Source organism: Caulobacter endophyticus, assembly GCF_003116815.1.
Classification (GTDB): domain Bacteria; phylum Pseudomonadota; class Alphaproteobacteria; order Caulobacterales; family Caulobacteraceae; genus Caulobacter; species Caulobacter endophyticus.
Window position 1 is genome coordinate 38,904 of sequence record NZ_QDKQ01000068.1, and the last position, 12,496, is coordinate 51,399.

12 protein-coding genes are annotated in these 12,496 nt (G+C 71.7%); 6 read left to right on the plus strand and 6 right to left on the minus strand.

Annotated features, from left to right (window positions below; genetic code table 11):
* Nucleotides 1-32: 32 nt before the first annotated feature.
* From DDF67_RS20460 to DDF67_RS20485, 6 genes are all read right to left on the minus strand, one after another.
* Nucleotides 33-1,703, minus strand: a complete 1,671-nt coding sequence (locus DDF67_RS20460; RefSeq protein ID WP_109102668.1) for a DUF6504 family protein — start codon at nucleotides 1,701-1,703, stop codon at nucleotides 33-35.
* On the minus strand, nucleotides 1,615-2,403 hold the full coding sequence (locus DDF67_RS20465; RefSeq protein ID WP_109102669.1) for an ImuA family protein: 789 nt from the start codon (nucleotides 2,401-2,403) through the stop codon (nucleotides 1,615-1,617). The genes DDF67_RS20460 and DDF67_RS20465 overlap by 89 nt, the downstream gene beginning before the upstream one ends.
* An 87-nt stretch (nucleotides 2,404-2,490) precedes the next feature.
* Nucleotides 2,491-4,416: an HWE histidine kinase domain-containing protein gene (locus DDF67_RS20470; RefSeq protein WP_199229293.1), complete on the minus strand. Its 1,926-nt coding sequence runs from the start codon at nucleotides 4,414-4,416 to the stop codon at nucleotides 2,491-2,493.
* A 103-nt stretch (nucleotides 4,417-4,519) separates the two neighbouring features.
* Nucleotides 4,520-5,224, minus strand: a complete 705-nt coding sequence (locus DDF67_RS20475) for a 2OG-Fe dioxygenase family protein (RefSeq protein ID WP_109102670.1) — start codon at nucleotides 5,222-5,224, stop codon at nucleotides 4,520-4,522.
* Nucleotides 5,221-5,619 (minus strand): group III truncated hemoglobin, encoded by a 399-nt coding sequence (locus tag DDF67_RS20480; RefSeq protein ID WP_109102671.1) that lies wholly within the window; start codon nucleotides 5,617-5,619, stop codon nucleotides 5,221-5,223. Before DDF67_RS20480 ends, DDF67_RS20475 begins: the two co-directional genes overlap by 4 nt.
* 137 nt (nucleotides 5,620-5,756) lie before the next feature.
* Nucleotides 5,757-6,686 (minus strand): BON domain-containing protein, encoded by a 930-nt coding sequence (locus DDF67_RS20485; RefSeq protein ID WP_109102672.1) that lies wholly within the window; start codon nucleotides 6,684-6,686, stop codon nucleotides 5,757-5,759.
* A 198-nt stretch (nucleotides 6,687-6,884) separates the two neighbouring features.
* Between DDF67_RS20485 and dnaG the strand changes: the two genes are divergently transcribed.
* From dnaG to DDF67_RS20515, 6 genes are all read left to right on the plus strand, one after another.
* A complete protein-coding gene (dnaG, locus tag DDF67_RS20490; protein WP_109102673.1) occupies nucleotides 6,885-8,786 on the plus strand; it encodes a DNA primase in 1,902 nt (633 codons plus the stop codon).
* A 119-nt stretch (nucleotides 8,787-8,905) separates the two neighbouring features.
* Nucleotides 8,906-10,195 (plus strand): SDR family oxidoreductase, encoded by a 1,290-nt coding sequence (locus DDF67_RS20495; protein ID WP_109102674.1) that lies wholly within the window; start codon nucleotides 8,906-8,908, stop codon nucleotides 10,193-10,195.
* Entirely contained in the window at nucleotides 10,195-10,665 is a 471-nt protein-coding gene (locus tag DDF67_RS20500; RefSeq protein WP_109102675.1) for a DUF2269 family protein, read from the plus strand. Before DDF67_RS20495 ends, DDF67_RS20500 begins: the two co-directional genes overlap by 1 nt.
* Nucleotides 10,666-10,667: 2 nt before the next feature.
* Nucleotides 10,668-11,117, plus strand: a complete 450-nt coding sequence (locus tag DDF67_RS20505; RefSeq protein WP_109102676.1) for a hypothetical protein — start codon at nucleotides 10,668-10,670, stop codon at nucleotides 11,115-11,117.
* On the plus strand, nucleotides 11,114-11,395 hold the full coding sequence (locus DDF67_RS20510; protein WP_109102677.1) for a DUF1294 domain-containing protein: 282 nt from the start codon (nucleotides 11,114-11,116) through the stop codon (nucleotides 11,393-11,395). The genes DDF67_RS20505 and DDF67_RS20510 overlap by 4 nt, the downstream gene beginning before the upstream one ends.
* The gene (locus tag DDF67_RS20515; protein ID WP_109102678.1) at nucleotides 11,392-12,483 is read left to right on the plus strand and encodes an HPP family protein; all 1,092 of its coding nucleotides are present in this window, start codon (nucleotides 11,392-11,394) and stop codon (nucleotides 12,481-12,483) included. The genes DDF67_RS20510 and DDF67_RS20515 overlap by 4 nt, the downstream gene beginning before the upstream one ends.
* Nucleotides 12,484-12,496 lie beyond the last annotated feature (13 nt).

The window sequence follows — 12,496 nt, forward strand, 5'->3', positions numbered from 1 at the left end:
CGGGCCATCTCCCCCAGAGGGGGAGGATCTGATCAACCAAACAGGCCATGCAGCCACCACTTCGGCAACGCATCGTCGCCATAGAGCCCTTGCCGATAGATCCAGAACCGGCCGCCGGCCTCATCCTCCACCCGGTAATAGTCGCGGATCCGGCCCGGACCCGTGTCGTCGAAATCGCCGCGCCACCATTCCTGGCCGATGCGCTCGGGCCCCTCGGCGGCGCGCACGCGGTGACGCCGGTTGCGCCAGGTGAAATGCATCGGAGGCTCATCAGGAAGCATGGCCATCACCTCGATGGGTTCGGGACGCTTGAGCAGCCGCGTCGGGCGCGGCAGGTCGGGGTTCCATGGCTGGGCGGTCGTCGGCGCGGCCAGGGGCGCGGCGCGGGCCACGGCGCGCTCGGGCACGTGGCTCTCCACCGGATCGGGCCGCCAGACCCGCCCTTCTCCCAGGCGATTGACCAGCCGGTCGACCAGCGGCGCCAAGGCCTCGGCCGCGTCGAGCTCGGCGTCGATCCGGCCCTGTCCCTGCGCCAGGGCCTCGACCGCATGGGCATGGACGGTGATCACGTCGATCCCAAAGCCCGGATCGACCCGGTCGAGCTTGGGCGCCACCAGCCTGGCCAGCCGCACCGCGTCGCGCCCCGGACGCGCCAGGCCGACGGGTACGGGAAAGGTCTTGCCGTCCAGGCGGTGGAACACGACCTCGAAGCGCTTGGCCCCGCGCCCCCCGCCCTCCAGCCGCTTGCAGATCAGGGCCAGCACGTCGGCGGCGACGCGGGCCAGGTCTTCGGGCGCGCTGATCGGCTCGAAGAAGGCCAGGCGCTCGAACCAAGGACTGGCTGGCCGGCGGAAGGCCAGGGCCTCGCCCGCAGCCCCCAGGGCCTGGTCCAGGCGCTGGGTGAAGGAAAGTCCGAAGCGCTTGGCCATCTGGGCGCGCGGCAGGGCGTAGAGCTGGCCCACGCGATGCAGGCCAAGGCGCGGCAGCTGGGCCTGCGCCGCCTCGTCCAGCCGCAGGGCCGCCACCGGCAGGTCGGCGAGCGCCTCGCGCTGGCCGCCGGGCGCAACCACCGCCTGGCCCCGTCCGAAACGCGCCTCTCCATAGCGAGCCAGGGCCCAGGCCGCGCCGGCGGTGTCGGCGATCGCCCCGCGGGCCGGAACGCCCCAGCGTTCCAGCCGCTCCAAGAGGTCGACCAGCATGGCCTCCTCGCCGCCCCACAGGTGGTCGGTCCCGGTGATGTCGAGCAGCAGGCCGTCATCGCCGTCGACCGCCACGGCCGGCGAGAACCGCACGCACCAGTCGCAAAGGCTCTCCAGCGCCCGGCGGTCGGCGTCGGGATCGTGGTCGGCGGTGACCAGTTGCGGAACCAGGGCCAGGGCGTCGGCGGCCTTCTGGCCGGCGGACAGGCCCAGGCGCCGCGCGGCGGCGTCGACGGCGGCGAGACGACGGGTCCCGCGTTCGGAGACCAGCAGGGCGAAGGGGGGATCTTGCGAAAAAGACCCCCTCCGGCCCTCCGGGCCACCTCCCCCAGGGGGGGAGGATCTGGCTGGCGCGGCGCCAAGATGCTGCCCCTTTGGGGGAGCTGTCGGCGAAGCCGACTGAGGGGGTCCCCCCTCACCCGGCCCTGCGAAGACGTTCGGGTGGTGTCTGCGCCAAGTCGTGATCGGCCAGTTCGGACACCACACGGAAAGGATGCGGGCCATGATCGGCCTCCGAATGTTCCAGGATCCACGCCCCCGGGCGTCCGCCACGGCAGCGTTCCAGCGCCACGCGCCAGGCGGGCGGGCCAAGGCCTAGCCCATCCGGCGGCGCACGCCCTGGCGCCGGCCCCACCCGCCAGCGACTGAAGGCGGCCGAGCCGGTCGCGCCCCTGGCCGGTCCGCCATAGGGCCGGCGATGCAGCACCACCCCAAAGCCTCCCGACCGCTCGCAGGCCAGTTGCAGGCGGCGGCCGGCCACCAGGTCGGGAGCCTCGGCCTCGCCGATGGCGACGGCGACGCCGGGCGTGGCCAGGGCGTCCTCCAGCACGCTCAGCCCCTCGGCCTCGTCGCGGACCCGCACCATCACCAGCCGCTCGACCGGAAAGCCCAGGTTCACCAGGCCTGGGACATAGAGATCCGAACGCCGCAGCACCCAGACCACCGCCCCCTTCGCAGCCCCCGAAAGCGCCTTGGGCCGGGCCAGCAGCGCGGCGAAGGCCGCCGTCGCCGCCCCGCTCTCGCCCTCCAGCCCCTCGCCGACCACTTCGTGCCAGCCTGCCCTTGGCAGCCCCCCGCCGGGCAGGTGGCCGTCGATGCTCGGATCGCCGAACGGCAGGACCTGAGTCGGAGTCCGAGTCCCCGCCTCAATGGCGGCGATCCGACCTCTCAGGGCCTCGATACGCGCCTCGCGCGAGCCGGGCATGGCGACCTCCGTTCACATTTTGTTCTGATCCCGATGGAGGCCGGAGTCAAGGTCGCGAGATGCGGCGGGGTGTCGCCAGCGGCGTCCCTAGACCCGCTCCACCCGCCGCCCCGCAAGGGCGCTGACCAGCGCCTCGGGGGCGGCCGGCTTGTGCAACACGGGACCGTCGTCGAGGCCCGGCTCCTGGTAGCCGGTCAGGTAGACGAAGGGGATCGCCCGCTCGGCCAGGGCCTTGGCAACGGGGGTGACCATCCGCCCGCCGAGGTTCACGTCGAGCACGGCGCGGTCGATCAGGCTGCTCTCGATCAGTTCCAGGGCCTCTTCGACGTCGCCGGCGGGACCCACCACCTGGGCGCCGGCCAGGGCCAGCACGCGGGCCAGCTCCATGGCCACCAGGGCCTCGTCCTCGACCACCAGCACCCGCTGGTCCTGCAAGCCGCCGTCGGGCGGAGCGCTGGTCGTGGCGGTCGAGCGCTCGCCGCAGCTCGCATGGGGCAGCGCGCCTCGCGACAGCTCGATCCGGCAATGCAACCCCTCGGCCCGCCAGTCGTGCGCGACCTGCGCGCCCAGCTGCTTGCCGGCGTTCTGGATCAGGGTGGAGCCGAAGCCCCGCCGCACCGGCGCCGCCGTCGGCGGCCCACCGCTCTCGCGCCAGTCGACGATCAGGCGCCCGGCCTCCCAGGTCCAGCGCACCTCCAGCACGCCGCCGGGGGCCGACAGGGCGCCGTACTTGCTGGCGTTGGTGGCCAGCTCGTGCACGACCAGGCCCAGCGACTGGGCCGCCTCGGCGCGGATCAGCACCGGCGGGCCGTCGAGCACCACGCGGCTCTCGTGTTCGACGCTGTAGGCCTCCAGCTCCTGCTCCAGCAGGGCGCGCAGCACAGCCCCGGTCCAGCGGGTGGTCGACAGCAGGCTGTGCGAGCGGGCCAGCGAGCCGATGCGGCCGCTGAGCGCGGTGACGTACTGGCGCTTGTCGACAAAGGGCGTCAGCTGAACCAGCGACTGCACCACCGCCAGCACGTTCTTGGCCCGGTGGTCGACCTCGCGGATCAGCAGGCGCTCGGTCTCCTCGGCCTGGCGCAGGGCCGCATCGGCCCTGGCCCGGCCGCTGGCGGCCCAGATCAGCTCAGCCACGTCGCCGACGAAGGCGACCTCGTCGACGCCCCAGGTGCGGGCGCATTCCTGGCAGACGAAGAGGTAGGAAACCAGCCGCCCGGCCTTGACCAGCGGCACGGCCACGAAGGCCCGGATATCGAGCGCCACGTAAGCTTCCAGGCTGTGACGGGTGCGCACGTCCTCACGGACATCGTCGATGACCACCTGCACGCCGGCCCGCAGGTCGTCGCTCATCGCCGGACCGAAGTCGTCGAGCACGAACAGCGGCCCGACCAGGGGCTGCACGCCCTGCCCGCCCCACTCGCCGATGATCTGGGTCGAGACGCCGGCCAGATCCACCTCGGCATAGCCGGCCCGCTGGGCGCCCAGTTGAGCGGCCAGCACGGCGCAGGCCTTGTCGGCGATGGCCGAAACCTCGCTTTCCTCGCGCAGCTGGCGGCCCAGATCCAGCATCAGGGCCCGGCGCCGCTCGCGCACCAAGAGGCGCGCCAGCTCGGCCTCGGCCCGCTTGCGCGCCGAGATGTCGGTGACCAGCACGTAGTAGCCCAGCACCGCGCCGTCCGGGGCCACGTCGGGCACGTACTTGGCCTCGACATGGCGCAGGCCCGCAGCCTGGTAGGGCACCTCGCCCTCGAAGGTCAGGCTATGGCCTTCCAGGGCCCCATCCACATGGTCTCGCACCCGCTCATAGGCGTCCGCGCCCATGACCTCGAGCAGGGACCGGCCCTCGATCTCCTCGCGGCGGACGCCAAACCAGGTCTCGTAGGCGCGGTTGACGAAGCGGTAGCGGCGGTCGGCGTCGACATAGCCGATCAGGATGGGCACGGCGTCGGCCATGGTCGCCGAGAACGTGTCCCGTCGACCGGCATGCGAGGGCGAAGGGGCGTCGTCGGTCATGGATTACGGCGCTCGTTTCGCGAAGGAGCGGCAGGCTGGCACGCCCACCTCCCCAGGTGGAGTGAGACAAACGGTCGCGCCCCGCCTCCTTGTCGGAGCGCCTTCAGTCTTCCCGGCGGAAGGTGACCACCAGCACGTCGCGCCGCGCCTCCCGGCCCTCATCGAGAGGCCGGATCGCGGTCACCCCGTGCAGCACCCGATGGTCGTCGAGGAACACCGCGTCCCCCGGCGCCGTCAGGGTGAAGGTGCCCAGGGGCCGTCCGTCCGGGGCGAAGATGTCGGTGACGCCGCTGGCCACATTGCAGCGCTCGACCAGCATGACGATCACCCAATCGACGCCGTCGCGGTGCGCGCCCTCGGGCGTCGGCAGGCCGGCCTCTCCGTCGTGGGCCTCGATGCGGAACTGGTGCAATTCGACGTGCCACGCCGCCGGCGGATCGGCGGTCAGCGGCTGAAAGATGTCGAGCCCCGCCTTCAGCACGCCCTGCGTGACCGGATGCTCGGCGATCCCTTGCGTCACCGGCTCGAACCAGCGCTGCACGCCGCCGTTCAAGGCGTTGTAGTCGCGGCTCTGGTAGTGGGGCTGGTGCGGCTTGCGCGCGATCGTCCCGTCGGCGTCCGCGGAAAAGGCGGCGAACCGGCGGCGGCGATAGCGCCCGCCGTCGGCCATGAAGCCGTCGACGCCCAGATCGTTCCAGCTGTCGGCGAAGAGGCCCCAGTCGCTCAGGCCGCCCAGCAGGTCCCGTGTTCGCGCGGCCGGCACGATGGCGAAGCCTTCAGCCTCGATCTTTTCCGAAATCCCGCTCATGCCGGCGCTCCTGGCCGGAAGAACAGCCCCAGTTTCAGAGAGCGGGCGATGCGTTCGGCCTTCTCGCCGATGATCGCCGCGCGCGGGGCGTCGAACAGCTCCACGCAGGTGGCGTGGAACAGATTGAGCCACGGCGTGAACATCCACTCCTGGAATCCCTCGATCCGCTGGTGCACCGCCATCGGCGAGCCCTTGTAGCGGCCCGAGCCCTGCAGCACCGTCGCCCAGAAGTCCTTCAGCATGGCCATGTGGTGCGGCCAGGCCTCCTCGGCGATCTGGCCGTTGAACACCGGCCCGATGCGCGGATGACGGCGGACCTTGGCGTAGAAGGTCTCGACCAGGGCGTCGATCTCGGCGTCGGTGAAGGTCGGTTCTTTGGGAGCGGGCTCGGACATGGGCCCTAGATGGTCCCAAGCGGCCCGCCAGCCAAGCTAGGGATCAGTACCTAATCCTCAACGCCTCCCAAATCGTCATCCCGGCCAGCGGTTCGCGCTTTCCGGGATGACGAGAATTGGGGGAGCGACCTGGGGCTCTAGGCTTTCCCCGTCAGCCCCTGCTGCGGGGCGTTGCCCTGCAGGGTCCAATCGCCGGGCTTGGCCTCAGGCCCACGGTCCAGGCGCAGGTTGTTCTGCACGTTGTCGACGCCGCTGACGCTTTCGGCCAGCAGCTCGGCCCGGCGCTTGTCGTCGCGGGCATGGACCGTGCCGCTCAGCGTCACCTCGCCGTCCTTGACCGCCACCTCGATGGCCGAGGCGTCCAGCCAGCCGTCGTCGGTCAGCCGGTCGCTGACATCCTCGCGGATGCGCTCGTCCGAGCGGCGATAGCCCTTGGGGCCCCGGCCGCGATGATCCGCGCGCACGGCCGCGTCGTGCTCGCGACGGCGCTGGGCGTCGTGGTCGCCCATCCAGGCCGAGACCTCGTCGCGGGCCCGGTCGAACCAGCCGCGATCATCGTCGTGGCGGTCGCGCGGGTGGCGGGCGTAGGCCCAGTGCTCGCGGTCATGGCGCCCGCGCCCCGGACCGTCGGTGTAGTAGTTGCGCTCGCGCTCATGACGGCCGTCGAAATAGGCCCGGTCGCCGTAGTCGGGCGCATCGCCGCGATAGCCGCCCCCGCCGTAGTCGGCTGTCGAGCCGCCGAAGTCGAAGCCGCCCACCTGGCCGTAATCGCCCGGCGCGCGGTAGCCCCGGCCCGACGCGTAGTCCGAGCCCGAGCGGATACTGCCATAACCGATGTCGCCGCCCTGGCTGACCGCCCGGCGCAGCTCGGCCCGGCCCGAAGAACGATGGCGCGGCTCGCCGTAGCTGCGCTGCTCGCGGGCGGCGTAGCGGTCGCGCCAGTCGCCGCCCTCATAGCGTTCCTGGCGGCGTGAAGCGTCGTAGCCGTAGCCGCGCTCCTCGTCGAAATCTCGGTCGCGGTCGATCTCGAAGCGGCCTTCACGGTCGTTCCAGCGGGACTCGGGCATCGTGTCTTCTCCGTGGCGTCTGTGATCCGTGGACGCGTCGAGGCGTCCTGGCCCTGACAACGGGAGGTGTCGGACGGCTGTTCCTAAGGCGCCGTTTTCCACAGGCCGATTGTCAGTTGTTAACGACGCTCCGCCAGGTGTGCACACCTGCACACGTGCACACCAGCACACTCGGCCTTATGTTGGCGCCCTACCGCCATGCGCTTCGACGACCGCTTCCTTGAAGAACTGAAATCCCGACTTCGCCCCTCCGACGTGGTCGGAAAGACGGTGAAGCTGCGGCGGCAGGGTCGCGAGTACGCGGGGCTGTCGCCCTTCACCAAGGAAAAGAGCCCGTCGTTCTTCGTCAACGACGACAAGGGCTTCTATCACTGCTTCTCCAGCGGCAAGCACGGCGACATCATCAGCTTCCTGCAGGAGACCGAGCGGCTCACCTTCTCCGAGGCGGTCGAGCGCCTGGCCGCCGAGGCCGGCATGAGCCTGCCCGAGCCCGACGCCCGCGCCGCCCAGGACGACCGCAAGCGCGCGTCCTTGGGCGACTGGATGGAGCTGGCGGCGGCCTGGTTCGAGGCCGAACTGCGCCGCCCGGTCGGCAAGGACGCCCGCGCCTATCTCGACCGCCGCGCCCTGCCCGAGGACCAGTGGAGCCGCTTCCGCATCGGCTTCGCCCCCAATGGCCGCACCGCGCTGAAGGACTATCTGGTCGCCAAGGGCGCCAAGCCCGGCGACCTCGTCGAGGCGGGCCTGCTGATCGCGCCCGAGGACGGCGGCGCGCCCTACGACCGCTTCCGCGACCGGATCATCTTTCCGATCACCGACACCCGCGGCAAGGTCGTCTCGTTCGGCGGCCGGGCCATGGATCCCAACGCCCGCGCCAAGTACCTGAACGGTCCCGAGACCAGCCTCTTCCACAAGAGCCGCGTGCTCTACGGCCTCTACGACGCGCGCAAGATCCTGCATGCGGCCCAGGCGGCGGCGCCCAACGAGCAGACGCCGATGCTGGTGGTCGAGGGCTATATGGACGTCGTGGCCTGCCAGCGCGCCGGTCTGGCGGCCGTGGCGGCCATGGGCACGGCCCTGACCGAGGAGCAGATGGAGGCGCTGTGGCGCCTGCATCCCGAGCCCACACTGTGCTTCGACGGCGACAAGGCCGGCCAGCGCGCCGCCAGCCGCGCCATCGACCGCGCCCTGCCCCTGCTCAAGCCCGGCCGCTCGTTCCGCTTCTCGATCGTCAGCGGCGGCAAGGACCCCGACGACGTCCTGCGCGAGCAGGGTCCCGCGGCGCTGAAGGCCCAGGTCACCCAGACCACGCCCTTCGTCGAGGCCCTGTTCGTGCGCGAGCGCGACCTGGAGCCGCTGGACACGCCTGAGCGTAAAGCTGGATTGAAGCAGCGCCTGCGCGCGGCGGCCGGAACCATCGCCGACAAGGACCTGGCGTCCGCCTACAAGGACGACCTCTACGCCAAGCTCGACGTCCTCTTTCCCAAGCCGGCCTATGGCGGCGGGCAAGGCGGCGGCCAGGGCGATCGCCCGTTCACGCCGCGCAACGGCGGCGGCGGCTGGAAAGGCCGCGAGCGCGGTCCGCCCGACCCCGGCATCCGCGGCGTCGCCCGCGAGCAGATCGGCCGCCGGCTCAATCCCTTCCACGCCGCGGTGGCCATCGCCGCCGTCGACCATCCGGGCTGGGCGCGCCCCTATGACGAGGCGCTGGAGCGGATCGGCTTTGGCGAAGCGCGTCTCAAGGGCCTGGCCCACGAGATCTTCGAAGCCCTGATCGACGACATCGGCGACGACACGCCGTTCCGCGACATCCTGGTCCGCAAGGGTCGGGGCGAGGAACTGGCCGAGCTCGACCGCCTGGCCCAGACCCTCAAGCCGCCCTTCCTGGATCCCAAGATGGAGCGCGAGCGCGCCCGCGCCCTGTGGGCCGCCTGCTACGAGGCCATCGTCGAGGTCGGCGACGCCCAGCGCGCCCTCCTGGCCATGCGCGAGGAGCCGGTCACCGCCGCCAGCCTCACCGCCACCCGCGACCTGCGCGACCGCATCGCCATCCTCGAGCGCCAGATCAGCAACCTGGAATTCTGGCAGCCCGCGCACTGATCCCCTGCGGGCTTCCAAAACAGGGGCGAGGAAAGCGAATCCAGGAACCTCTTCCCGGTGGAAGGCTCCTCGCGAGCGCGCCCTTCACCGCCAAGCTGCAACCGGCTAACAACGCCGCCATGCGCATCGTCGTCGTCGGAGCCTACGGGCTGATCGGATCCTACGTGACCGCCCGCCTGCTGGCCGACGGCCATGCGGTGGTCGGGGTCGGCCGCGACCTCGTCCAGGCGCGCCGGCGGTTCCCGAACGTCGACTGGCGCGCCGCCGACCTGCGCACGGCCAGCGCCGCCGACTGGACCGCCCTACTGACCGGCGCCGGCGCCGTGGTCAATTGCGCGGGGGCCTTGCAGGACGGCCCGCGCGACGACCTCAAGGCCGTCCATTCCGACGCCGTCGCCCGGCTGGTCGAGGCCTGCCAGGCGACCGGCGCGCGCCTCGTCCACGTGTCGGCGGCCGGCGTCGCGGCCGGCCGCGCCGATCCCTTCGGCGCCACCAAGCAACTGGCCGAGAGCCTGATCGCACAAAGCCGCATCGACTGGATCGTGCTGAAGCCCGGCCTGGTGATCGCCCCGGCGGCCTATGGCGGCACGGCCCTGCTGCGGGCCCTGGCCGCATTCCCGCTCGCCATCCCCGCCGTCCATGCCGACGCCCGCGTCCAGGTCGTGGCCGCCGACGACGTCGCCGCCGCCGTGTCGATCGCCGTCCGGCCCGACACGCCGTCCGGCCAGAGCCTCGACCTGGTCCATGCCGAACCGATCGCATTGTGCGACCTGCTGATCCGGCTGCGCGGCTGGCTAGGCCTGCCGCCCGCGCCCGTCCTTGCCCTGCCCAGCCCCCTCGCGGCCATCCCGGCCAAGGCCGCCGACGCCCTGGCCTTCCTGGGCTGGCGCAGCCCGATGCGCAGCACCGCCCTTCAGCAGTTGCGCCTGGGCGTGGCCGGCGAAGCCGCGCACGCCGAGCGGCTAGGCCTCATTCCCAAATCGCTGGACCAGATCCTGGCGGCCATGCCCTCGGGCGTTCAGGAACGCTGGTTCGCCAAGGCCTGGCTGGCCAAGCCGCTGATCCTGGCGACCCTGAGCGCCTTCTGGCTGGTCTCGGGCCTGATCGGCCTGACCGTCAGCCGAACGGCCGCCGTCGCCCTGCTGACCAGCGCCGACATGCCAGGGCCGCTCGCCAAGGCCTTCGTGGTCGGCGGCGGGATCGTCGACGTCGCCCTGGCGCTGATGGTCGCCCATCGCCGCACCGCACGCCTGGCCCTGCTGGGCATGATCGCGGTGACCGCCGGCTACCTGACCGGCGGGGCCGTCGTGCGCCCCGACCTCTGGCTGGACCCGCTGGGTCCGCTGGTGAAGAGCATTCCCGCCGCCGTACTGGCCCTGGCGGCCCTGGCCCTCCTGGACGAACGCTGATGGACCTCTATCTCCTGCTGAAGGCCGCCCACGTGGTCGGGGCCACGGTGCTGCTGGGCACCGGCGCCGGCATCGCCTTCTTCATGCTGATGGCGCACCGCACCGGCCAGCCGGCCCTGATCGCCCACACCGCCCGCGTCGTGGTGATCGCCGACACGGTGTTCACCGCCACCGCCGTGATCATCCAGCCGATCACCGGCGCCGCCCTGGCCCATGTCGTCGGCTATCCGCTGTTCAGCGGCTGGATCGGCCTCAGTCTCTTGCTCTACGTCGTCACTGGCCTGTGCTGGCTGCCTGTCGTCTGGATCCAGATCCGCCTGCGCGACCTGGCCGACGCCGCCGCCAAGGCTGGCCAGCCCCTGCCCGAGCGCTACCACCGCCTGTTCCGCGCCTGGTTCATGCTGGGCTTCCCCGCCTTCGCCGCCGTGCTGGCCATCGTCTGGCTGATGCTGGCCAAGCCGAGCTTCTGACCATGACCGCCTATTCCAGCGCGGACGTCGCCCAACTCGCGCAGGGCCTGCTCGATCGCAGCCTGCCTAAAGCCGAGTGGACCCATGCAGCCCACCTGACCGCTACCCTGCACCTGGTGCGCACCCGCGACGAGGGACTGGAACGCGACCTGCCCGGCGTCATCCGCGCCTACAACGAGGCCGTCGGCGGGGTGAACGACGACGCCAGCGGCTACCACGAGACCATCACCCAGGCCTATCTGGCCGCCATCCGCGCCTTTGCCGCCGCCCTGCCGGCCGACATGGACGACGGCGAGGCCGCTGCGCGCCTGCTGGCCACCCCGCTGGGCGACAAGGCCTGGCCGCTGGCCTTCTGGTCGCGCGAGCGGCTGTTCAGCGTCGAGGCTCGCCGGGGCTGGATCGATCCCGATCTCGCCCCGCTGGAAAACATGCCGCCGGAGCACGTGCGGTGAGCCTGATCCTCGGCCTGGCCCTGCTGGCGGCCAACCTCTTCTGCTTCCTGCTGTTCGCCCACGACAAGGCCGCCGCCGTGCACGGCGAGCGGCGGGTGCCCGAGCGGGTTCTGCTGCTGTCGGCGGCGATGTGCGCCGCGCCCGGCGCCTTGCTGGCCCAGCGCTGGCTGCGCCACAAGACCCGCAAGCAGCCGTTCGGGGCCTGGCTGACCTTGATCGTCTTCGTCCAGGCCTGCGCCGTCGCCGGCCTCGTCGCCCTGGCCTATAGAGTCCCATGACCCAGCGCCTGCTCACCCTGCTTCGCGGCAAGACCCCCATCCGCCCGCTCGACGCCCTGAAGGGCGGCGGCGGCGCGCTGATCGGCCTGCTGTTCGCGGGCCTCTTGGGTCGCTTCGCGGTCGGCGGCGGCGACTGGCTGCATCCCCTGCTGGTCGCGCCGATCGGGGCCTCGGCGGTGCTGATCTTCGCCGTGCCCGCCAGCCCCCTGGCCCAGCCGCGCGGCGTCATCGGCGGCAACGTCGTCTCGGCCTTCATCGGCATCACGGTGGCCATGCTGCTGCCGACACAGCCGCTGATCGCCGCGCCGCTGGCCGTGGCCCTGGCGATCTCGACGATGATCCTGCTGGGCTGCCTGCACCCGCCCGGCGGTGCGGTGGCCCTGATCACGGTCATCGGCGGCCCGGCCGTGACCAAGGCCGGCTATCTGTTCGCCCTCAATCCGGTGGCCGTGGACTCGATCCTGCTGGTGCTGGCCGGCATGGCCTGGAACCGCCTGGTCGGTCGCTCCTATCCGCACAAGGCCCCTGCCCCGCCGCCCAGCCCGCACGGCACGGCCGATCCCCTGCCCGCCTCGCGCATCGGCTACGACGCCGGCGACCTCGACAAGGCCCTCGCCCGCTACGGCGAGCTGCTCGACGTCAGCCGCGAGGACCTCGACGTGCTGTTCCGCGAGGTCGAGATCCAGGCTCACCAGCGCCTTCACTCGCAGATCCGCTGCGGCGAGATAATGTCGCGCGACGTCATCCGGCTCGACCGGTCGCAGTCGGCGCAAAGCGCCCTGACCTTCCTGCAACAGCACGACCTGCGCGCCGCCCCGGTGGTCGACGAAGACAACCGCGTCATCGGCATGGCCCGCCGAGCCGAACTGCAGGCCAACCGCCGCCACACGGTCGAGGCCGCGCTCGACCCGTTCGTCCACCGGGTGCGCGAAGGCACGCCGATCGCCGCCCTGCTGCCGATTCTCTCCAGCGGCCAGACCCATGAGGCCATGGTCGTCGACCGCGACCGCAAGCTGGTGGGCGTGATCACCCAGACCGACCTGATCGCCGTGCTCTATCGCGCGCACATCGTCGAAAGCGTCCTCTGACAAGGCTTGACTG

Coding starts and splice junctions, on each gene's coding strand:
- DDF67_RS20460 (WP_109102668.1), bottom strand. CDS start 1,703: ATGGCCCGCATCCTTTCCGTGTGGTGTCCGAACTGGCCGATCACGACT.
- DDF67_RS20465 (WP_109102669.1), bottom strand. CDS start 2,403: ATGCCCGGCTCGCGCGAGGCGCGTATCGAGGCCCTGAGAGGTCGGATC.
- DDF67_RS20470 (WP_199229293.1), bottom strand. CDS start 4,416: ATGACCGACGACGCCCCTTCGCCCTCGCATGCCGGTCGACGGGACACG.
- DDF67_RS20475 (WP_109102670.1), bottom strand. CDS start 5,224: ATGAGCGGGATTTCGGAAAAGATCGAGGCTGAAGGCTTCGCCATCGTG.
- DDF67_RS20480 (WP_109102671.1), bottom strand. CDS start 5,619: ATGTCCGAGCCCGCTCCCAAAGAACCGACCTTCACCGACGCCGAGATC.
- DDF67_RS20485 (WP_109102672.1), bottom strand. CDS start 6,686: ATGCCCGAGTCCCGCTGGAACGACCGTGAAGGCCGCTTCGAGATCGAC.
- dnaG (WP_109102673.1), top strand. CDS start 6,885: ATGCGCTTCGACGACCGCTTCCTTGAAGAACTGAAATCCCGACTTCGC.
- DDF67_RS20495 (WP_109102674.1), top strand. CDS start 8,906: ATGCGCATCGTCGTCGTCGGAGCCTACGGGCTGATCGGATCCTACGTG.
- DDF67_RS20500 (WP_109102675.1), top strand. CDS start 10,195: ATGGACCTCTATCTCCTGCTGAAGGCCGCCCACGTGGTCGGGGCCACG.
- DDF67_RS20505 (WP_109102676.1), top strand. CDS start 10,668: ATGACCGCCTATTCCAGCGCGGACGTCGCCCAACTCGCGCAGGGCCTG.
- DDF67_RS20515 (WP_109102678.1), top strand. CDS start 11,392: ATGACCCAGCGCCTGCTCACCCTGCTTCGCGGCAAGACCCCCATCCGC.